20 protein-coding genes are annotated in these 18,417 nt (G+C 69.0%); 13 read left to right on the forward strand and 7 right to left on the reverse strand.

Annotated features, from left to right (window positions below; genetic code table 11):
* Positions 1-1,752 carry a FapA family protein gene (locus WHX56_RS07780; RefSeq protein ID WP_338880923.1) on the reverse strand — a complete coding sequence of 584 codons (1,752 nt, stop codon included), beginning with the start codon at positions 1,750-1,752 and terminating at the stop codon, positions 1-3.
* A gap of 266 nt (positions 1,753-2,018) precedes the next feature.
* Here WHX56_RS07780 and WHX56_RS07785 point away from each other — a divergent pair, with 266 nt between their 5' ends.
* On the forward strand, positions 2,019-2,771 hold the full coding sequence (locus WHX56_RS07785) for a lytic transglycosylase domain-containing protein (RefSeq protein WP_338880924.1): 753 nt from the start codon (positions 2,019-2,021) through the stop codon (positions 2,769-2,771).
* 50 nt (positions 2,772-2,821) lie between these two features.
* Here WHX56_RS07785 and hemL read toward each other — a convergent pair whose 3' ends face one another.
* Genes hemL through WHX56_RS07800 form a run of 3 tightly spaced genes read right to left on the reverse strand, consistent with a single transcriptional unit; the run spans position 2,822 to position 5,576 of the window.
* Positions 2,822-4,099: a glutamate-1-semialdehyde 2,1-aminomutase gene (gene hemL / locus WHX56_RS07790; protein WP_129241597.1), complete on the reverse strand. Its 1,278-nt coding sequence runs from the start codon at positions 4,097-4,099 to the stop codon at positions 2,822-2,824.
* A 5-nt stretch (positions 4,100-4,104) separates the two neighbouring features.
* Complete coding sequence (gene thiE / locus WHX56_RS07795; RefSeq protein ID WP_338880925.1) at positions 4,105-4,770, reverse strand: thiamine phosphate synthase; 666 nt, start codon at positions 4,768-4,770, stop codon at positions 4,105-4,107.
* Entirely contained in the window at positions 4,767-5,576 is an 810-nt protein-coding gene (locus WHX56_RS07800) for a hydroxymethylpyrimidine/phosphomethylpyrimidine kinase (protein WP_129241599.1), read from the reverse strand. The genes thiE and WHX56_RS07800 overlap by 4 nt, the downstream gene beginning before the upstream one ends.
* Positions 5,577-5,731: 155 nt before the next feature.
* Between WHX56_RS07800 and WHX56_RS07805 the strand changes: the two genes are divergently transcribed.
* The 6 genes from WHX56_RS07805 (at position 5,732) to WHX56_RS07830 (ending at position 9,990) form a co-directional block, all read left to right on the forward strand.
* Entirely contained in the window at positions 5,732-5,896 is a 165-nt protein-coding gene (locus WHX56_RS07805; protein ID WP_003814980.1) for a rubredoxin, read from the forward strand.
* 150 nt (positions 5,897-6,046) lie between these two features.
* Positions 6,047-6,634, forward strand: coding sequence for a YqgE/AlgH family protein (locus WHX56_RS07810; RefSeq protein WP_129241600.1), 588 nt, complete (start codon positions 6,047-6,049; stop codon positions 6,632-6,634).
* The gene (ruvX, locus tag WHX56_RS07815) at positions 6,627-7,028 is read left to right on the forward strand and encodes a Holliday junction resolvase RuvX (RefSeq protein WP_129241601.1); all 402 of its coding nucleotides are present in this window, start codon (positions 6,627-6,629) and stop codon (positions 7,026-7,028) included. The genes WHX56_RS07810 and ruvX overlap by 8 nt, the downstream gene beginning before the upstream one ends.
* Before the next feature lie 21 nt (positions 7,029-7,049).
* Positions 7,050-7,967, forward strand: coding sequence for an aspartate carbamoyltransferase (locus WHX56_RS07820; protein ID WP_129241602.1), 918 nt, complete (start codon positions 7,050-7,052; stop codon positions 7,965-7,967).
* Positions 7,964-9,253: a dihydroorotase gene (locus tag WHX56_RS07825; protein WP_129241603.1), complete on the forward strand. Its 1,290-nt coding sequence runs from the start codon at positions 7,964-7,966 to the stop codon at positions 9,251-9,253. Before WHX56_RS07820 ends, WHX56_RS07825 begins: the two co-directional genes overlap by 4 nt.
* On the forward strand, positions 9,250-9,990 hold the full coding sequence (locus WHX56_RS07830) for a lysophospholipid acyltransferase family protein (protein ID WP_338880927.1): 741 nt from the start codon (positions 9,250-9,252) through the stop codon (positions 9,988-9,990). The genes WHX56_RS07825 and WHX56_RS07830 overlap by 4 nt, the downstream gene beginning before the upstream one ends.
* A gap of 147 nt (positions 9,991-10,137) precedes the next feature.
* On the opposite strand, the gene WHX56_RS07835 is transcribed toward WHX56_RS07830, so the two are convergent.
* On the reverse strand, positions 10,138-11,031 hold the full coding sequence (locus tag WHX56_RS07835) for a LysR family transcriptional regulator (RefSeq protein ID WP_129246548.1): 894 nt from the start codon (positions 11,029-11,031) through the stop codon (positions 10,138-10,140).
* Positions 11,032-11,204: 173 nt separating this feature from the next.
* Between WHX56_RS07835 and WHX56_RS07840 the strand changes: the two genes are divergently transcribed.
* The 6 genes from WHX56_RS07840 (at position 11,205) to WHX56_RS07865 (ending at position 16,142) form a co-directional block, all read left to right on the forward strand.
* On the forward strand, positions 11,205-11,879 hold the full coding sequence (locus tag WHX56_RS07840) for an RraA family protein (RefSeq protein ID WP_129246550.1): 675 nt from the start codon (positions 11,205-11,207) through the stop codon (positions 11,877-11,879).
* The gene (locus WHX56_RS07845) at positions 11,876-13,093 is read left to right on the forward strand and encodes an aminotransferase class I/II-fold pyridoxal phosphate-dependent enzyme (protein ID WP_338880928.1); all 1,218 of its coding nucleotides are present in this window, start codon (positions 11,876-11,878) and stop codon (positions 13,091-13,093) included. The genes WHX56_RS07840 and WHX56_RS07845 overlap by 4 nt, the downstream gene beginning before the upstream one ends.
* 64 nt (positions 13,094-13,157) lie before the next feature.
* A complete protein-coding gene (locus WHX56_RS07850) occupies positions 13,158-13,985 on the forward strand; it encodes an ABC transporter substrate-binding protein (protein ID WP_338880929.1) in 828 nt (275 codons plus the stop codon).
* A gap of 14 nt (positions 13,986-13,999) precedes the next feature.
* Entirely contained in the window at positions 14,000-14,701 is a 702-nt protein-coding gene (locus tag WHX56_RS07855; protein WP_129246556.1) for an amino acid ABC transporter permease, read from the forward strand.
* 2 nt (positions 14,702-14,703) lie between these two features.
* The gene (locus tag WHX56_RS07860; protein ID WP_287755989.1) at positions 14,704-15,420 is read left to right on the forward strand and encodes an amino acid ABC transporter permease; all 717 of its coding nucleotides are present in this window, start codon (positions 14,704-14,706) and stop codon (positions 15,418-15,420) included.
* A complete protein-coding gene (locus WHX56_RS07865) occupies positions 15,417-16,142 on the forward strand; it encodes an amino acid ABC transporter ATP-binding protein (RefSeq protein ID WP_129246560.1) in 726 nt (241 codons plus the stop codon). Before WHX56_RS07860 ends, WHX56_RS07865 begins: the two co-directional genes overlap by 4 nt.
* 27 nt (positions 16,143-16,169) lie before the next feature.
* Here the strand turns inward: WHX56_RS07865 and WHX56_RS07870 are convergent, their stop codons facing one another.
* Both WHX56_RS07870 and WHX56_RS07875 read right to left on the reverse strand, forming a co-directional pair.
* Positions 16,170-17,402, reverse strand: a complete 1,233-nt coding sequence (locus WHX56_RS07870; protein WP_338880930.1) for an acyl-CoA dehydrogenase family protein — start codon at positions 17,400-17,402, stop codon at positions 16,170-16,172.
* Positions 17,403-17,414: 12 nt separating this feature from the next.
* On the reverse strand, positions 17,415-18,398 hold the full coding sequence (locus WHX56_RS07875; protein WP_338880931.1) for a tripartite tricarboxylate transporter substrate binding protein: 984 nt from the start codon (positions 18,396-18,398) through the stop codon (positions 17,415-17,417).
* Between the last annotated feature and the right edge of the window lie 19 nt (positions 18,399-18,417).

An 18,417-nucleotide genomic window follows, 5' to 3' on the forward strand; every position in this document is an offset into this window, starting at 1 on the left:
TCAGCGGATGACGATCTGCCCGTCGTCCAGGCAGGCCTTGCCGCCGATCTGGTCTTCCAGGAATTCCTGCATCTTGTTGCCGAGCTGAATCGTCACGCCGCTGCAAAAGCGTTTGGAGGCCGCGATGGTTGCGGTCTGCAGGGGCTGGAGTTCGCGCGTCAACTGGGCTTCTTCCGCGTCCAGTTCCAGCAGTTCGTGGCTGAACTTGGCGTAGGTATTGCGCGCGCGTTCGGCCACGTCGCCGGGGGCGCGCTGCGGGTTGGCCTGCAGGAAGGCCAGCAGCTTTTCCAGCTTGGCCTTTTCCTCGTTCATCGTCTGGCGCTTGCGCGTCAGCGCCGAACGCTTGATGTCGGCGTGCGGGTCCAGGCCGGCCTGCACCAGCGTCGGGATGCCGGACGCGGCGCCGATGGTGCCGGCGCGCACTGCCTGGAGGGCGCGGACCTGTCCGCCGGCGATGGCGCTTTGCTGCGTATTGGGCGGGCCGACATTGATGCTGCCGCCCGCGGCGATGTTGCATTGGCGGATCTCGCGTTCCACCTCCACGTCCTTGCCGGCGCTGACGATCGCGTTGGCGATGAACCTGGCGCGCAGCGCCCCGCCACAGACGACGCGGGCGGTGCGCGCGGCGGAGGCGGCATCCTGCAGCGCTTCGGCCGTGCCGATGATGCCGCCCTTGACCGTGACGTTGCCGCCGGCTTCCACCAGCGCGGCCTCCATCGTGCCGTTGACGACCACGTCGCCGGTCACGCGGACTTCCATGGTGGCGCTGATGTCGCCGCGCACCTGCAGCGATCCTTCGAAATTGATGTTGCCGGTGGACAGGTTGACGGCGTCCACCTCCACCATGGGGTTCACCTGCACGCCATGGCTGACCAGGGTGGGCGTGCCCGCGATGGCGGCGCGCAGCAGCAGCGGGTCTTCGGGATCGATCTCCACGCCCGCCAGTTCCTTGGCGAACGGCGTATCGGGCAGTTCCTCGGGCAGGACGGGCGTGCCCAGCACGTCGGCGCCGTCCACGCCGGGCAGCGGCGGCACGCGGCGCATCAGCGGCGTGCCGGGCGATACCAGGAGCAGGTTGCCGAGGTCGCGGTAGTCCACCTGGGCCAGTTCGTCGATGTCTTCGCCGCGCGGTTTCAGGCGGTCCAGCAGGCTTTCGAAGCGGGTGGGGGTGCCGCGGGTGGGCGGCGTGCCCTGGGCGACCAGCACGGTGTCCCGGCTGCCCTTTTCGACGGCCTCGGCCAGCTCGCGTTCCAGCACGCCATGGACGATGCCCTGGTCGGCCAGCGTCTGGCGCACGTCCGCCAGCGCGACGGGCTGGCCGCCCTTGGGCGGATGCAGGGTCAGCAGGGCCGACATGCGGTCGGCGCCCAGCTCCACTTCGAAGCTGCCGTCGACGACCATGCCGACCGGCCCCGAGACGGTTTCCAGCGCGTTGCGGCATTGCCCGATGAAGGCCAGGACCGCCTGGCTGTCCAGCGCATCGGCGTTCCAGCCCTGGGCGACCGCGGCGGCGGCCAGCGTGTCCCAGGTGGGCAGATCGGGATTGAAGGGGGGCGCTTCGGCGGCCGGGTCGGCGGGCGCGGTGCCGGCGTTATCGCCATCGACGGCCGCATCGCCGCCTGCCACCGGGCCGGGAAGGGCGGGCTCGGCCGGCTCGGCCGTTGGGCCGGGCTGAGGCGGCGGCGTGTAGCTTGCCGTCAGGACCCGGGTACTGGCATCCAGCGTTAGCTGGAGCTTGTTTGTTGTGTCCATCTCAGCCTCTCCCGCTTGGCGCTGACGGCCAAGTTCATTATTTGGTAATGATGCGAAATATTAGGTCATATTCTAGCGCAAGCTATTCGGGCTACTGGAAAGTAGGTGGGTAAATCCCCGCCGCAAGCCCTAATCCCGTCCCTGCTTTCCCCTGCGGACACGGCTTCGGCGCAGGACTAGGACGTCGGCAGGAGCGACAAACCGGCGTCCGCGCAGCAGGATAAGACCTCGCCAACGCGTCCTCGGACGCCGCCGGAGCCCTCCCCATGCCCCGCCATGCCTCTTCCATCTTCCCGGCCCTGCGCGCCTTCCTGGCGCGCGCCGGGGGCATGGCGGCGCTGGCGGCCGTCGTGGGGGGGGCTCTGGCGCTGGCGCCCGCCCGCCCGGCCCTCGCGGATGAGATCTACCGTTACAAGGACCCCTTCGGCGTCTGGCGGGCCATCAAGGTGCCGACGGGCCACGCCAAGTACTACAAGCGGGCGCAGACCCGGGCTGCCTGGCGCACCGGCGGCGTGAAAGTCTGCCTGGCCTGCGACCCCAAGTCCGGCGACGGCGCGCGCCTGGCCGCCCTGGGGCCCACGCCGCGCGCCCTGCGCTGGGGCGAGGCCAAGGCGCCCACCGCGCACGATGGGCTGATCGCGCGGGCCGCCCAGGATTCGGGGGTGGACCAGGCTTTGCTGACGGCGGTCATCGCCATCGAGTCGGGATTCCGCAGCGACGCGCGTTCGCCCAAGGGCGCGCTGGGACTGATGCAGTTGATGCCGGCGACGGCAGCCCCGCTGCTGGCCGTGGACGACGTGGAGACCGCGCTGGTGGACCCGGCCACGAACGTGAAGGCGGGATCGCGCCACCTGCGCCGGCTGCTGGACCAGTATCCGGGCCGGCTGGACCTGGCGCTGGCGGCCTACAACGCGGGCGAAGGCGCGGTGCGCAAGTACGACGCCGTGCCGCCCTACGCCGAAACCCAGGCCTATGTCAGGGACGTCACCGCCCTGTACGAGCGCTACAAGGCCCCTTGAGGATCCCCTTCCGAGGGGAGCGGCCGCGGGCCGGCTCCCCGGGGCGCCGGTCACATCGAAGCGAAGACCTTTTCCGCGATGTCCAGCGTGGACTTGATCACGGCGTCATCGTGCGTGGCCGAGACGAAGCCCGCCTCGAACGCCGACGGCGCGAAGTGCACGCCGTGGTCCAGCATGGCGTGGAAGAACCGGTTGAACGCCGCCGTGTCGCAGGCCGAAACCTCGGCGAACGAGGCAGGCACCTTGTCGCTGAAATAGAGGCCGAACATGCCGCCCACGGCGTCGGCGGAAAAGGCCAGGCCGGCGGCGCGCGCGCGTTCCTGCAGGCCCTGGGCCAGCTTGGCGGTCTGGGCCGACAGCCGGTCGTAGAAGCCGGGCGCCGCGATCAGGCGCAGCGTGGCCAGGCCCGCGGCCACGGCCACCGGATTGCCCGACAGCGTGCCGGCCTGGTAGACGCCGCCCAGCGGGGCGATGTGCTTCATGATTTCGGCGCTGCCGCCGAAGGCGCCCACCGGCATGCCGCCGCCGATCACCTTGGCCAGCGTGGTGAGGTCGGGCTTGACGCCCGTCAGGCCCTGCACGCCTTGCGGACCCACGCGGAAGCCGGTCATCACTTCGTCGAAGATCAGCAGCGCGCCATGCTGCGTGCAGACCTCGCGCAGGCCTTCCAGGAAGCCCGGGGCCGGCTTGATCAGGTTCATGTTGCCGGCGACCGGCTCGACGATGATGCAGGCGATGTCGGCGCCATGCTGCGCGAAGGCTTCGCGCACCGCGTCCAGGTTGTTGTATTCCAGGGTCAGCGTGTGCGACACGAATTCCGGCGGCACCCCGGCCGAACTGGGGTTGCCGAAGGTCAGCAGGCCGGAGCCGGCCTTGACCAGCAGGCTGTCCGAATGGCCGTGGTAGCAGCCTTCGAATTTCACGATCTTGGCGCGGCCGGTGGCGCCGCGCGCCAGGCGGATGGCCGTCATGGTGGCTTCTGTGCCCGAACTGACCAGGCGCACCTGTTCCAGCGAGGGCAGGCGCGAGATCAGGACTTCGGCCAGTTCGATTTCCGCTTCGGTGGGAGCGCCGAACGACAGGCCGTTGACGGCAGCTTCCTGCACGGCGCGCACCACCTCGGGGTGCGAGTGGCCCAGGATGGCGGGGCCCCACGAGCCCACGTAATCGATGTACTGCTTGTCTTCCGCGTCCCACACGTACGGGCCTTGCGCGCGCTTGATGAAGCGCGGGGTGCCGCCCACGGAGCGGAAGGCGCGCACGGGCGAATTGACGCCGCCGGGGATGCTGCGGCAGGCGCGTTCGAAAAGCTGGGCGTTACTGGACATGGCGTTCAAGGCTTGCGGTTGGGGTTGGCGGAATAGGGCGCCGAGCAGGCCGCCGCGGCGGCCCGGATGCTGGGCGCTTCGAAGAGTCCGGTGATGACGGCGATGGCGTCGGCGCCGGCCTGCGCCACCAGCGGGGCGTTGTCGGGCGTGATGCCGCCGATGGCGACGACCGCGGGGCGCGGGGCGTCGCGGTCGTCCGTCAGGCGGCGGGCCTCGGTCAGGACCGAGAGCGGCGCGCGGACGGTGTCCGGCTTGACCGTCGAGGCGAACATGGCGCCGAAGGCGATGTAGTCCGCGCCCGCGTCGAGCAATTCCCGCGCGCGGGTGAGGTCGTCGTAGCTGGAGCCGCCCAGGATCAGGTCGGGGCCGGCCTCGGCGCGGATGCGCGCCAGGCTGTCGTCGTCGCGGCCCACGTGCGCGCCGTCGGCGCCCACTTCCAGCGCCAGGCGCCAGTCGTCGTTGATCAGGAAGACCACGCCCAGTTCGCGGCACAGCGGCGCCAGGGCGCGCGCCTGTTCGGCGCGCACGGCGCCGGGCACGTTCTTGCGGCGCAACTGCAGCGACCGCATGCCGCCTTCGGCGGCCTTGCGGACGGCCAGCAGCAGGCGTTCGGTGTCGTCCCATTCGGGGGTGACGCCGTACAGGCCGGCGGGGAAGCGCAGCGCTTTCATTGCGGTTGGATCCGGTTGGGGATGCGCCGGCCCATGCCCGGCAGGAAGCTGGCGGCGATCGAGGCGTCGGCGTGCGCCAGGCCCTGGCGCACGGCCTCGGGCATTTCCAGGCCGCGGGCCAGCATGGCGGCGATGGCGGTGGCGGCCACGCCGCCGGCGTCGCCGTTGCGGTCCGGAGGGGCCTGCCACGGCAGGCTGCTGGTCTGGCCATTGGGCCCCAGCAGCATGTTGGCGTAGTGGCCGGGCCGCTGAGGGCTGCCCAGCACGAGGACCCATTCCGCGCCCGCCGCCACCAGGGCATGCATGGGCGAGGGGGCGTCCCCGATATCTATGTCGCCGTCGGCGTGCCACTGCGCCAGGCGCAGGTGTTCGATGACAAGCAGGTCCGTCTGCGGCAACACCAGTTCGAGGGTGGCGGCCAGCAGGTCGTCGGCCTCGTCTTCGTCGGCGGCGTTGTCCGGCGGCTGGGCGCGCTGGCCCAGGTGCAGGACCAGCGGGACCTGGCTGTAGTCGGCGGCGACCTGCGCGGCGACGCTGGCCGTTTCCGCGGTGTATAGTCCGCCCACCTTGATGGCCTGCACCGACATGTCTTCGAGCAGGCAGCGCGCCTGGTCGTCCAGAAGGTCGGGCGAGACGGGGTGGATTTCTTCGATGCCGGCGGTATCCCGCACGGTCAGCGCGGTCACGGCCGCCAGGCCGTGGCAGCCCAGGCGGGCGCAGGTGACGGCGTCGGCCGGCAAGCCGTCGGAGCCCGAGGGATCGAGCGGACCGAAGACCAAAACGAGAGGGGGAGTTACGGGGGCCACTTGGACAGCGCTTGAGTGAGGGTGCCCGGACTCATTTGCGACGAATCAGGGGAACCCCTATTGGGTTTCGGTAAGATTGTCCCCATTCTAATGGAAGCCCTTCACCTTTGCCCTGCCGCCGGGGCGCGGGCCTGGATTTGATGTAAGAGAGAACTATGCGTACTTGGATGTGTTTGATTTGCGGCTGGGTCTACGATGAAGAAGCCGGCCTGCCCGACGAAGGTATTGCGCCCGGCACCCGCTGGGAAGACGTGCCGCCGAATTGGGTCTGTCCCGAATGCGGCGCGCGCAAAGAGGACTTCGAACTGATGGAAATCTGAAGCGGCGACGCCGACATATTCCGCCAAGGCTCGTAAGATGGGATCAAGCCCCATCCCTCGCAACCGTAGGACGGCCTGCCGCCAGGCATGAAGGCCGCGTTCGCGCGGCCCGTTCCACGGTTCTCTCAGACTACCCACGAAGGGGTTGCCATGACGGAAAAACACCACGACGACTCTACGACGCAGGCGGCCAATTTCGCCAATCAGTTCCTGATCGCCATGCCGGGCATGGTGGAAGGCAGCCTGGCGGGCTCGGTCATCTATGTCTGCGAACACACCGAGCGTGGCGCGCTGGGCCTGGTCATCAATCGGCCCACCGATCTTACGCTGGGCACCTTGTTCGAGCGCATCGACCTGACGCTCGAGATCGGCCCCGTGAAGGACACCCTGGTTTTCTTCGGCGGCCCGGTGCAGACCGACCGCGGTTTCGTGCTGCACGCGCCCGCGGGCGACTACAGCTCCAGCATCAAGCTCGGCGGCATGGCGCTGACCACGTCGCGCGACGTGCTGCAGGCCGTTGCCGAGGGCAACGGGCCCGCCCGCATGCTGGTCACGCTGGGCTATGCCGGCTGGGGCGCGGGCCAGCTCGAAAGCGAGATGGCCCAGAACGCCTGGCTCAGCGTGGGCGCCGACGACAGCATCATCTTCGACGTGCCGCCCGAGGACCGCTACCCCGCCGCGCTGAAGCTGCTGGGCATCGATCCGGTCATGCTGGCGGGCGACGCGGGCCATGCCTGAAGAAACCCTGCTTGCCTTCGATTTCGGCGAAAAAAAGATCGGCATCGCCATCGGCAATACGCTGACGCGCCAGGCGCGTCCGCTGGAAATCATCTTCAGCGAGGTCCGCGAGGCGCGTTTCGGCCGCATCGCGGCGCTGCTGCAGGAGTGGCAGCCCGGCCGCGTCGTCGTGGGGCTGGCGCTGGACGCGGACGGCGGCGAACAACCGGCCACCGCGCGGTGCCGCCGCTTCGCCAATCAATTGCATGGCCGGTTCGGCGTTGCCGTCGAACTGGTGGACGAACGCGGTTCCAGCATGGAGGCGCAGCGCCTGCTGGGGACGCATGCCGCCGACGACGCGATGGCGGCGGCTGTTATCCTGCAACGATATCTGGATACCCTGCCGGCGGCCTGACGCTTGCAGCCCGGCTTGCCTATGCTCAATCCGCAACTCGATCGCCGCGGCGAACTGATACACCTGCTGACCACGGAAGGCTTGCCCCGGCGCCACGTCGAGCGGCTGCTGGACGCCGCGCGCGGCCTTGCGGCCGGCGACGCGCCGGCCGGACCCGCCTCCGGGCCGCCGGTATTCCTGTGCCTGCCGGAAGACGCCGCCCGGGATCGGGACGCCTACGCCGCCGCCGCGGCGCGGTTGTCGCTGCGGCCCGTGGCGCTGGACGCGCGGGCCGGCGACGCGCTCGCCGGCACCGTGGCCGGCCTGGAACCTGGCTTGCTGGTGCTGCGCCATCCCGCCAGCGGCGCGGCGCATTGCGCGGCGGCCCACGCGGCGCCGGGCCTGCGCATCGTCAACGCGGGCGACGGCGGCCATGCGGATCCCCTGCCGGCGCTGGCGCTGGTGCAGGCGATGCTGGAAGCCAGGCAGGACCTGACCAATCTGGCGGTGGCGCTGGTGGGCGACGTCCGCCATTCGCGCGTGGCGCGCTCGGCGATCCACGCCATGACCACGCTGGGCGTTCCGGAAGTGCGCGCGGCGGGGCCGCGCACCTTGCTGCCCGACAGCCTGGCGCAACTGGGTGTGCGCGCCTGCGCCACGCTTGCGGAAGCGCTGCAGGACGCCGACGTCATCATCGTCCTGCCCCTGGGCGTGGAGCGGATCAGCGGCGCGCTGCTGCCTTCGGCCCGCGAGTACGCGCAAACCCACGGCCTGACGCCCGGCGTCCTGGCCGGCGCGCGGTCCGATGCGCTGCTGTTGCCCGCGGGCGAGCCGACGCCCGGCGTCGAGGTCGACGGTGACATCGCGGCCAGCCTGGCGCCCGCGCAGGCGCGCCTGGCCGACCTTGAACGGCACTTGCGCGAAGCCGCGCTGAGCGTGCTGGCGGGGGGCGCGCCATGAGGCTGCATATCGCCGACGGCCGGCTGATCGATCCCGCGAACGGCGTGGACGGACGGCACGACCTTTATATCGCCGACGGCCGCGTGGCGGCGGTGGGCCGCGAGCCCGACGGTTTCCAGGCCGACCTTCGGCTGGACGCCTCGGGGCTGGCGGTGCTGCCGGGCCTGATCGACCTGTCCGCGCGCGTGACGCAGCCCGGCGCGGCGGCCTTCGCGCCCGCCGAACTGCGCGCGGCCCTGGCCGGCGGCGTGACCTGCCTGGTGCTGCCGCCGGACGCCGCGGCGCCCCTGGACGAGCCGGGCAAGGTGGACGCGCTGATGCGCCACGCGGCGCCGGGGCAATGCCGGGTCCGTCCGCTGGGCGCGATGACGGTGGGGCTGGCGGGCGAAACGCTGGCCGAAATGGACCTGCTGGCCCGCGCGGGCTGCCTGGCCTATGCGCAAGGCGACATGGGCATTGCCGACACGCGGGTGCTGTGGGGCGCGATGCGCTACGCCAGCGGCCTGGGGCACGCCTTGTGGCTGCGGCCGCAGGACCCGTGGCTCGCCCGGGGCGCTGCGGCCGCCAGCGGCGCCTATGCCGAACGCCTGGGCCTGGAAGGGCTGCCGCCGCAGGCGGAAACCGTGGCCTTGCAGACCATCTTCGAATTGCAGCGCGCCACCGGCGCCCGGGTGCACCTGGCGAGGCTGTCCACGGCGGCGGGGCTGGAGCTGTTGCGCGCCGCAAGGCGCGAAGGCCTGCCGGTGACCGCCGACGTGTCCGCCAACAGCCTGCACCTGACCGACGTCGATATCGGCTTCTTCGATACGAATTTCCACCTGCGTCCGCCGCTGCGCGGCCAGCGCGACCGCGACGCCATCCAGGCGGCGCTGGCCGACGGCCTGGTCGACGCGCTGTGTTCCGATCACACCCCGGTCGAGGCGCGCGCAAAGGCCGCGCCGTTCCCGCTGTCCGAACCCGGCGCCACCGGGCTGGAGTTGCTGCTGTCCCTGGCCTTGAAGTGGGCGCGCGACAGCCGCCGGCCCGTGGCCGAGGCGCTGGCGCGGGTCACTTCCGGCCCCGCCGCCGTGCTGGACAGGATCGCTCCGCAGGCCGCGCCCGCCGGCCAACTGGGCGTGGGCGCGCCGGCGGACCTGTGCCTGGCCGACCTGGACGCCGAATGGCTGGTGACGCCCGGCGCCCTGCAAAGCCACGGCGGCCACACGCCGTTCGCGGGTATGATGCTGCCCGGCCGAGTACGCGCCACCGTCGTGGGTGGCAGCCTGGCCTGGGAGACTCCGGTTTGAAGCTGCTGCGCTTTGTTCTAAGGTTGTTCCTCGTGGTGCCCTGGATCCTTTTCGGCCTGCTGTGCGTGGGCTTGGTGTATCCGCTGCTCGGGACTCGCTCGCGCGCCTGGCTGAACCGCTGGTGGTCGCGCTGCCTGATGATGTTCTGTGGGCTGCGGGTCGTCCTGAAAGGCGACCCGCGCCTGACGGGGCCGGTCCTGATGGTGGCCAACCATGTCTCGTGGATCGACATCTTCGTGCTGAATTCGGCGCGCGCCACCGCCTTTGTCGCCAAGAGCGAAATCCGCAGTTGGCCCGTCATCGGCTGGCTGGTGGCCGGCGCCGGCACGCTGTTCATCGAACGCGGCCAGCGCCACGCCGTGCACGCGATGGGCGAAGCCATGCAGGCCCGCTTCAAGCAGGGCGACGCGGTGGGCCTGTTCCCCGAAGGCACGACCACCGAGGGCTTCGAACTGCTTCCCTTCCACGCCAGCCTGTTCGAACCGGCCCGCGCCGCCGCCGTGGAAATCCAGCCGGTGGCCCTGCGCTTCCTCCAGCACGGCCAACGCAGCGGCTATGCCGCCTTCGTGGGCGAGGAATCGCTGGTGGCCAACCTCTGGCGGGTGCTGGGCGTGACCGGGCTGGCCGTGGAAGTGGTGTTCCTGCCCCCCCTGGCGGCCCACCACCCCGACGGCAGCCTGCCCACGCGCCTGGAACTCTCCCACCAGGCCCGCGACGCGATCCTGAGCGTGCTGTAGGCAGGTGTCTGACACCTGGCATAAGCCGCCGCAGGTGTCGGACACCCTTACGGCAAGGCGCCACAGGCTTGAAGCAAGGCATCGGGGTGTCCGACACCAATCGGGGCGTCAAAAGAACCACAACCTCCTCAACCAACGAAACCCGGATCACCGTCCCCCGCCCGAAAACTCGCAGCAACTCTCCGCCAGCTCCGCGACGCTTTCGCAGAACGCCACGTCCGCGTCCCGGCGGAACATCGCGCAGTACACCGATTGCGGCGGCGCGAGGGTGGTGCGGGCGATGACCAGTTGCCTGGCGCTCACCATGTCCGCGAAATAGTCGCGCGGCAGGCAGCTCACGCCGAAGCCCGCCGCGGTCAGCCCCGCCATCGCGATCAGGCTGTTGATGGTGAAGATATTGCTGGCCGGCGTATGCGGCCGCAGCCAGCCGTCGTAAATCATGTTCAGGCCCGATTCCCGGCTTTGCCGCAGCAGCGGCAAGGCCGCGATGTCCGCCGGTGTGTAGACGCGGCTGGAGTCGATCATGTCGGGGCTGCCCATCCAGGCGAATTCCAGGCGCTGCAGCGGCACCGCCTGAAGGTTCGGCTCGGCGAACTCCCCATGCAGGAACGCCATGTCCAACTGCCCGGCCTGCAGGCGCTTGAGCAGGTCGGCGCCCAGGTCGATGTGCGGCTCCAGCGTAATGCGCGGGTAGTGCGCCCGCAGCAGCCGGATCAGCGCGGGCAGCCAGGTCATCGCGGTGATCTCCGTGATGCCGAAGCGGAACGTGCCGGTCAGCGTGTGCTGGCCCTTCAGCCGGACCAGCAGGCGGTCGCGGTGGCCCAGCATTTCCTCGGCCAGCGCGTAGACCTCGTGGCCGCGCGCGGTCAGCTCGGCGCGGTGGCCCGACCGGTCGAACAGCGCGATGTCGAAGTCCGCCTCCAATTCCTGGATGCGCTTGGTGATCGCGGATTGCGTCGTGTGCAGTTTCTGCGCCGACGCGGAAAACGTGCCCAGCCTGACCGTCCAGTACAGGGCTTCGATCTGTTTGAAGGTCAGCATGCGGGGCGGACTCGCGCGGGGCTATTCATTCCGAAATTTCCATTAAGGGCTAACCCTTATATTCCATAAAGAGATAAAGTTCATGGAAATTTAATCCCTTTTACGGAATCGCAAAAGCTCGCACCATGGCGCCTGCCTCATTCAATCATCGACCCAGGATTTTGCAGACCGCCATGGCCTCTATTCATACCGGCGCCCGGATATTGCCCGCTCCCCCCGTCGCGCCCGCCGCGGTGCTCCAGGCGCTGGCCGGCATCGTCACGCCGCACCTCAGCGACAATCTCGCGCGCCGCGAAGGCATTTCGGGCCTGCGGCGCTATAACGGCGGCGGCAAGCTGGTCGGCACGGCCCTGACCGTCAAGACCCGCCCGGGCGACAACCTCCTCATCTACAAGGCCATGATGCAGGTGCAGCCCGGCCACGTGCTGGTGGTGGACGCGGGCGGCGACCTGTCCAACGCCGTGCTGGGCGAGATCATGAAGCGCTACCTGCAGATCCATGGCTGCGCCGGCGTGGTGGTGGACGGCGCGATCCGCGACGTGGCCGCCTTCGAGGCGGACAGCTTTCCCTGCTACGCGCGCGGCCACATCCACCGCGGCCCCTACAAGGACGGCCCCGGCGAGGTCAACGTGCCCGTGTCCATCGGCGGCCAGGTCATCAACCCGGGCGACATCGTGGTGGGCGACGAGGACGGCCTGGTCAGCTTTGCGCCGGCCGAGGCCGAGGCGCTGATCGCCGCGGCGCGGGCGCACGCGGCCAAGGAAGAACGCATCATGGCCGAGATCGCCGGCGGCGCGAAGGCGCAGAGCTGGATGCAGGCCGCCTTCGCGGCCAAGGGGCTGGAATGAGCACGGCCGCAAGCGAATTCCTGGCGGAACGGGCGCGCGCCATCAAGCCCTCGCCCAGCATGGCGGCCAAGAGCCGCGTCGACCAACTGCGCGCGCAGGGCCGCGACATCGTCGACTTCACGGTCGGCGAACCGGACCTGCCCACGCCCGAGCACATCGTGCAGGCCGGCATCGACGCGCTGAACAGCGGCGACATCCGCTACACCGCGTCCGCCGGCTCCCGGCCCCTGCTGGAAGCCGTGCGCGCCAAGTTCCAGCGCGAGAACGGGCTGGACTACGCCCTGGACGAGCTGATCGTCGGCGTGGGCGCCAAGCAGCTCATTTTCACGGCGCTGGCCGCCACCGTGCAGGCCGGCGACGAGGTCATCATCCCGGCGCCGTACTGGGTGTCGTACCCGGACATGGTGCTGGTCAACGACGGTACTCCCGTCGTGGTGGCCTGCCCGGAGTCCGACGGTTTCAAGCTCACGCCCGAAGCGCTGGAGCGCGCCATCACGCCCCGCACCAAATGGCTGCTGCTGAACACGCCCAGCAATCCCACCGGGGCGATGTACGACGCCGCCGAGCTGCGGGCGCTGGGCGAGGTGCTGGCGCGCCACCCGCAGGTCTGGCTGATGACCGACGAGATCTACGAACACCTGGCCTACGGCGACGCGCGCCACCTGTCGCCCGTGGCGGCGGTGCCCGCGCTGGCCGGCCGCTGCCTTACGATCAACGGTGTGTCCAAGGCCTACGCCATGACGGGCTGGCGCCTGGGCTACGCGGCCGGGCCGAAGGCGCTGGTCAAGGCCATGGCCACGCTGATTTCGCAAAGTACCAGTTGCGTCAGCGCGATCAGCCAGTCGGCCGCGCGCACGGCGCTCACCGCCGACCAGCGCTGCGTGCGCGAGGCCGCCGAGGTATTCCACGCCCGCCGCGACCGCATCGTCGCGCTGCTGAACGCCGTGCCCGGCATCCGCTGCCCGCGGCCGCAGGGCGCTTTCTATGTCTATCCTTCGGTGGAAGGGCTGCTGGGCAAGCGCGCGGCCGACGGGCGCGTGCTGCGCACCGACCTGGACGTGGTGATGTTCCTGCTGGACGTCGCGGGCGTCGCGGTGCTGGATGGCGCGGCCTACGGACTGTCGCCCTATCTGCGGCTGAGCTTCGCCACGTCGATGGAGAACATCGAGGAAGGCTGCCGGCGCATCCGCCAGGCCTGCGAGGGCCTGACTTGACCGCGGGTGGCCCTGGGGCCGCCCGGACTTGCAGTATCCATACTTACATTTCAGGGGAAATAGCATGAAGACAACGATCGCTTCCTTCGTCGCCGCCGCCGGCCTGGCCGCCGCGCTGGCGCCCGCCGCCCATGCCGACACGCTGGCCGACATCAAGGCGCGCGGCAAGTTCATCTGCGGCACCATGGGCACGGCCGAGCCGTTCAGCTTCCAGGATCCGAAGACCCGCGGCGTCGTCGGCTACGAGGTCGACATGTGCCAGGCAGTGGCCGACAGCCTGGGCGTGCCCCTGGAACTCAAGCTCATCGCCGTGGAGGCCCGCATTCCCGAACTGATCGCCGGCCGCGTGGACGTGGTGGCGGCCAACCTGGGCTGGAGCCCCGAGCGCGCGCAGCAGATCGACTATTCGCACCAGCATTTCGTGAGCCTGCAGAAGGTGCTGGCGCGCGATTCGGAGAAAGACCTGAAGGCCCCCGCCGACCTGGCCGGCAAGCGCGTCAGCGCGGTGCGCGGTTCGTCGTCGGAGCAAGGCGCGCGCAAGAACATCCCCAACGTCGAGCCCGTGACCTTCAAGGATCCCAGCGGCGCGTTCCTGGCGCTGCAGCAGGGCAAGGTCAGCGGTTTCGTGGCCTCCGAACTGATGCTGGTCAAGCTCAAGCAGCAGGCGGCGGGCAGCGCGGTCCCGGTCAAGATCCTGGAGCCGGCGCTGTTCGTCGAGCCCTGGGGCATGGGCGTGCGCAAGGGCGACCGCGCGATGCTGGACCAGGTGAACAAGGTGCTCGACGGGATGGAAGCCTCGGGCCAGGCGGTCAAGACCTTCGATAAATGGTTCGGCCCGGGCACCCCGTTCGACATGAAGCGCGACTTCCGCATCGAAGCCATCAAGGGTTAACAGGCCCCGGTTCGATGCACTACGTCTTCGACTTCGGCGCCATCTTCCAGGGCGAGTATCCGGCCTGGCTGCTCAGGGGGTTCGTCACCACCCTGGCGCTGGCCGGCTTCGCCTGGATCCTGGCGTTCTTCGTGGGCAGCCTGCTGGCGGTGATCCGCCTGACGGGCTCGCCCGTGGCCAACGGCGTGATCGCGACGTACGTCGCGTTCCACCGCAACGTGCCCATGCTGGTGCACATCCTCTTCTGGTATTTCGGCGTGCCGGCGCTGCTGCCGCAGGCCGTCACCGACTGGCTCAACGGCCACGGCAGCGAATTCATCCTGTCCTGCATCGCGATCGGGCTGGTGATGTCGGCCTATGTCTGCGAAGACCTGCGCAGCGCGGTGCGGGGCATTCCGCCCGGGCAGGTCGAGGCTGCGCGCGCGCTGGGCCTGGGCTTCCTGGCCACGATGCGCAAGGTCGTGCTGCCGCAGGCCTTCCGCATCGCGATCCCGCCGCTGCTCAACCAGACCCTGCTGCTGTTGAAGAACACCAGCCTGGCCATGGCCATCGGCGTGACCGAACTCACCGCCGCCGGCCGCGAGATCGAGAACTACACGTTCCGGACCTTCGAGGCCTACGCCGTGGTGACCGTCATCTACCTGGTGCTGTCGTTCCTGGTCATGGGGGGCGGCGCCCTCCTGCAACGGCGCTACCGTCCGCTGGGAGCGCGCTGATCATGTGGGACATACTCAAGGACAACTGGCTGCTGCTGCTCATCGGGCAGTATCCCCACGGCCCGGTCGGCGGCCTGGCCGCCACGCTCGGGCTGGCCGCCGTCAGCCTGGCGCTGGCGCTGCCCTGCGGGGTGCTGCTGGCGCTGGGCCGGATCAGCCCCTACCGGATCTTCTACTGGCCGGCGTCGGCGATGGTCTATCTGGTGCGCGGCCTGCCGCTGCTGATGTTCATCTTCTGGGCCTATTTCTTCGTGCCGCTCATCATCGGCCGGCCGGTGGCCGGCACCACGACGATGGTGGTGGCGCTGGTGTGCTACGAAAGCGCCTATCTGGCCGAGATCATCCGCGCCGGCATCCAGGCGCTGCCGCCGGGGCAGCAGGAAGCCAGCCGCGCGCTGGGCCTGTCGTACATGCAGACCATGCGGCGCGTGATCCTGCCGCAGGCGCTCTACAACATGCTGCCCAGCATGCTGAGCCAGTTCGTTTCCACCGTGAAGGAAACCTCGCTGGCGTACGTCATCAGCGTCCAGGAACTGACCTATGCGGCCAATCAGATCAACAGCGTGCTGCTGACCAAGCCTTTCGAGGTTTTCGGGCTGCTGGCGCTGACCTATTTCATCCTGAATTTCGGGCTGAGTTCCCTGGTGCACCTGACCGAACGCCGTATCGGCAGGCGCCGCGCCGGGCTCATGCCCGCCCCTGAAGCGGTGCCGACATGATCCGATTTTCCGAAGTGCAGAAGTGGTACGGCCAATACCAGGCGCTGTCCGACGTGACGGCGCGGGTGGCGCAAGGCGAGGTGGTGGTGGTGTGCGGCCCGTCCGGGTCGGGAAAATCCACGCTGATCCGCACCGTCAACCGGCTGGAACCCATCCAGAAGGGCGTGATCGAGGTCGACGGCCAGGACATCTACGGCCCCAAGGTGCACCTGGACACGCTGCGCAGCCATATCGGCTTCGTGTTCCAGCAGTTCAACCTGTTCCCGCACCTGTCGGTGCTGGAGAACCTGATGCTGGCCCCGCTGCAGCTCAAGCGGGCCCGCCGCCCCGAGGCGCGCGAACGCGCCCTGCAACTGCTGGATCGCGTCGGCCTGGCCCACAAGGCCGGCGCCTACCCCGCCCAGTTGTCGGGCGGCCAGCAGCAGCGGGTCGCCATCGCCCGCGCGCTGGCGATGAATCCGCCGGTGATGCTGTTCGACGAGCCCACCAGCGCGCTGGACCCGGAAATGGTGGGCGAGGTGCTGCAAGTGATGAAGGGCCTGGCCAAGGACGGCATGACCATGGTCTGCGTCACGCACGAAATGGGTTTCGCCCGGGAAGTCGCGGACCGGGTCTGGTTCATGGACGAGGGCCGCATCGTGGAGACCGGCACGCCGGAAGAGTTCTTCACCCGGCCGGGGACGGCGCGGGCGCAGAAATTCCTGGCGGAGATCCGGCATTGACGGCTTTCCTGGCCGCCGCCGGGCACGTCAATAGTCCACCAGCGATTCAAACTTGAGGCAGGGGTGCCTTTCCAGGTCGCGGGCTCGGCGGACGGCATCGCGCCCGATGACTGTCTTGTGCACCTCGCTGGATCCCTCTCCGATCTGGTTGAGCTTGGCGTCGCGGAAGAACCGCTCCAGGGGGAAGTCCTGCAGATAGCCGCGGCCGCCCGTGAGCTGGAGCGCGTCGGTCACCACCTTCATGCCCAGGTCGGTCGCCTGCAGCTTGGCCATGGATGCGAAAATGCCGGCGTCCGGGTCGGCGCCGTCGTATTTTTCCGCCGCAAGCTGAACCAGCGCTCGCGAGGCTTCGATCCGGGTGACCATCTCCGCCAGCATCCACTGCGCGCCCTGGTGTTCGCCCAGTGACTTGCCGAACAGCTTTCGATCCGCCATGTAGGCCGTGGCAATCTCCACCGCACCGATGGCCCTGCCCAGGGCCATCGCGGCGTGCCCGATACGCGCGCGCACCAGCGCATCTTGCGCAAGGTTGAAGCCATCGCCTTCCTGCCCCAGCCGATTGGCGACGGGCGTTGCGACATTCCGGAATTCCAGTGAAGAAATCGGCACGCCGGCCCAGCCCAGCTTGCCGACTTCAGGGCCGATCATGAATCCGCTGGCATTGCGGGGCACGAGAACCGCAATGAAGCAATCCGGATCATGCTCGGCGCGGCCGACCACGACGAACCAGTCAGCGGTTGTGCCGCGCGTGATGAATTTCTTTTCGCCATCGATAAGGTAGCGGTCGCCCTCGCGGCGGATCACCGTGGCCAAGCCTCGCACATCGGAGCCCGCGCCCGGTTCGCTGAGTGCAAATGCCGCCTGGATCTCCCCTCGGCACAGGCCGGGCAGCAGCTCGGTCTTGAGCTCGTCCGATGCGCCCGCCACGATGGCGCGGCAAGAGAGATCCGCGCCGGTGACGATGGACGCGGACGCGCTGCAGACGCGTCCCAACTCTTCGACGATCCGTATCCGCAGCACCTGGCGCGCATCCGTGCCGCCGGATTCCCTGGGGAATGCCGTTCCAATCACGCCTTCCTTTGCAAGCAGGCGGAAGGTCTCCCAGGCGAACACATCCTGTTGGGCCACCGCGGCCGCATTGGGGCCCAGAACCTCTTTTGCCAGTCTGCGCACATTGGCGACGATGGCCTGTTCCTCGGCCGCGAGCCGGGATAAGAAATGATCTCCAAAAAGGCGGCCTGCCTTGGCGCTCCTTGTCATCTTGCTCTCTCCTCAATTGGGTTTGATACCTGCCTGCCTGACAACCAGCGCCCAGGCGCCGACCTCTTTTTCCAGGTAGCGGTCGAATTCAGCGCCTGTGAGCGGTTGGCCTTCGATGGCCAGCTCCTGGAACTTCGCCTTGACGTCGGGCTGGGCAATGACTTCGGCAACGCCGTCCGATAGCGCTTGCAGCACGGGTTCCGGCGTTTTCGACGGCGCGAGCAATGCAAGCCAGGTCGCCACGTCGTAGTTCGGAAGACCCGCGGCCTCGGCCACCGTCGGCACGTCCGGCAGGGCCGAAGCCCTTTGCTGGGTCGTGACCGCCAACGGGCGCAGCTTGCCCGCCCGAATCTGGGGGAGCGCCAGCGACGTCGACATCGGCATCATGTCCACCCGGCCCGCGATCACGTCATGGATGGCCTCGGGCTGCCCCTTGTACGGCACGTGCGTCAGCGGCACGTGCGTGGTCTGAACCAGCAGCTCGCCCGCGAGGAACGACGATGTTCCGATGCCGGAACTGGCGTAGGTGGCCGGCGCCGCCGACGTCCTGGACAGCTCCAGGAATTCGGATAGCGTCCTGGCGGCCACATCGGGGTGGACCACGATCACATTGGGTATGGCTCCAAAACCCGCAATGCCCCTGAAGTCTCGGACGGGATCCCAATGGATGGATTTCTGAAAAAGCGGCGCGACGGCATGCGAAGGCGACACCATGAGCAGTGTGTAGCCGTCCGGCGGCGATTTCGCGACGTAGTCGGTGCCTATGCCGCCGCCGGCGCCCGCCTTGTTTTCGACGATGACGGGCTGCCCATACTTGGCCGTCATTTTGTTGCCGATGAGGCGGGCCAGCGAGTCCACCACGCCTCCCGCCGGATAGGGAACAATGATGCGCACCGGCTTGCTGGGGAAGTCGGAGTTCGCGCTCGCGTTCAAGCCAAGTGCCGCCAATGGGGCGCAGATGGCCAGCACCAGGCGCCTGAGGCTGGGTTTTGTCATGCGTTGTCTCCCGACGTGT

The sequence above is a fragment of the Achromobacter veterisilvae genome (assembly GCF_037619525.1).
In the GTDB taxonomy this organism is placed as follows: domain Bacteria; phylum Pseudomonadota; class Gammaproteobacteria; order Burkholderiales; family Burkholderiaceae_B; genus Achromobacter; species Achromobacter veterisilvae.

Bases quoted from the DNA above. Each gene is read 5' to 3' on its own strand.
- WHX56_RS07810 (WP_129241600.1), top strand. From the start codon at position 6,047: ATGACGGAAAAACACCACGACGACTCTACGACGCAGGCGGCCAATTTC.
- WHX56_RS07825 (WP_129241603.1), top strand. From the start codon at position 7,964: ATGAGGCTGCATATCGCCGACGGCCGGCTGATCGATCCCGCGAACGGC.
- WHX56_RS07820 (WP_129241602.1), top strand. From the start codon at position 7,050: ATGCTCAATCCGCAACTCGATCGCCGCGGCGAACTGATACACCTGCTG.
- WHX56_RS07805 (WP_003814980.1), top strand. From the start codon at position 5,732: ATGCGTACTTGGATGTGTTTGATTTGCGGCTGGGTCTACGATGAAGAA.
- WHX56_RS07860 (WP_287755989.1), top strand. From the start codon at position 14,704: ATGTGGGACATACTCAAGGACAACTGGCTGCTGCTGCTCATCGGGCAG.
- WHX56_RS07855 (WP_129246556.1), top strand. From the start codon at position 14,000: ATGCACTACGTCTTCGACTTCGGCGCCATCTTCCAGGGCGAGTATCCG.
- WHX56_RS07850 (WP_338880929.1), top strand. From the start codon at position 13,158: ATGAAGACAACGATCGCTTCCTTCGTCGCCGCCGCCGGCCTGGCCGCC.
- WHX56_RS07865 (WP_129246560.1), top strand. From the start codon at position 15,417: ATGATCCGATTTTCCGAAGTGCAGAAGTGGTACGGCCAATACCAGGCG.
- WHX56_RS07840 (WP_129246550.1), top strand. From the start codon at position 11,205: ATGGCCTCTATTCATACCGGCGCCCGGATATTGCCCGCTCCCCCCGTC.
- ruvX (WP_129241601.1), top strand. From the start codon at position 6,627: ATGCCTGAAGAAACCCTGCTTGCCTTCGATTTCGGCGAAAAAAAGATC.
- hemL (WP_129241597.1), bottom strand. From the start codon at position 4,099: ATGTCCAGTAACGCCCAGCTTTTCGAACGCGCCTGCCGCAGCATCCCC.
- WHX56_RS07845 (WP_338880928.1), top strand. From the start codon at position 11,876: ATGAGCACGGCCGCAAGCGAATTCCTGGCGGAACGGGCGCGCGCCATC.
- WHX56_RS07785 (WP_338880924.1), top strand. From the start codon at position 2,019: ATGCCCCGCCATGCCTCTTCCATCTTCCCGGCCCTGCGCGCCTTCCTG.
- WHX56_RS07870 (WP_338880930.1), bottom strand. From the start codon at position 17,402: ATGACAAGGAGCGCCAAGGCAGGCCGCCTTTTTGGAGATCATTTCTTA.
- WHX56_RS07875 (WP_338880931.1), bottom strand. From the start codon at position 18,398: ATGACAAAACCCAGCCTCAGGCGCCTGGTGCTGGCCATCTGCGCCCCA.
- WHX56_RS07780 (WP_338880923.1), bottom strand. From the start codon at position 1,752: ATGGACACAACAAACAAGCTCCAGCTAACGCTGGATGCCAGTACCCGG.
- WHX56_RS07835 (WP_129246548.1), bottom strand. From the start codon at position 11,031: ATGCTGACCTTCAAACAGATCGAAGCCCTGTACTGGACGGTCAGGCTG.
- thiE (WP_338880925.1), bottom strand. From the start codon at position 4,770: ATGAAAGCGCTGCGCTTCCCCGCCGGCCTGTACGGCGTCACCCCCGAA.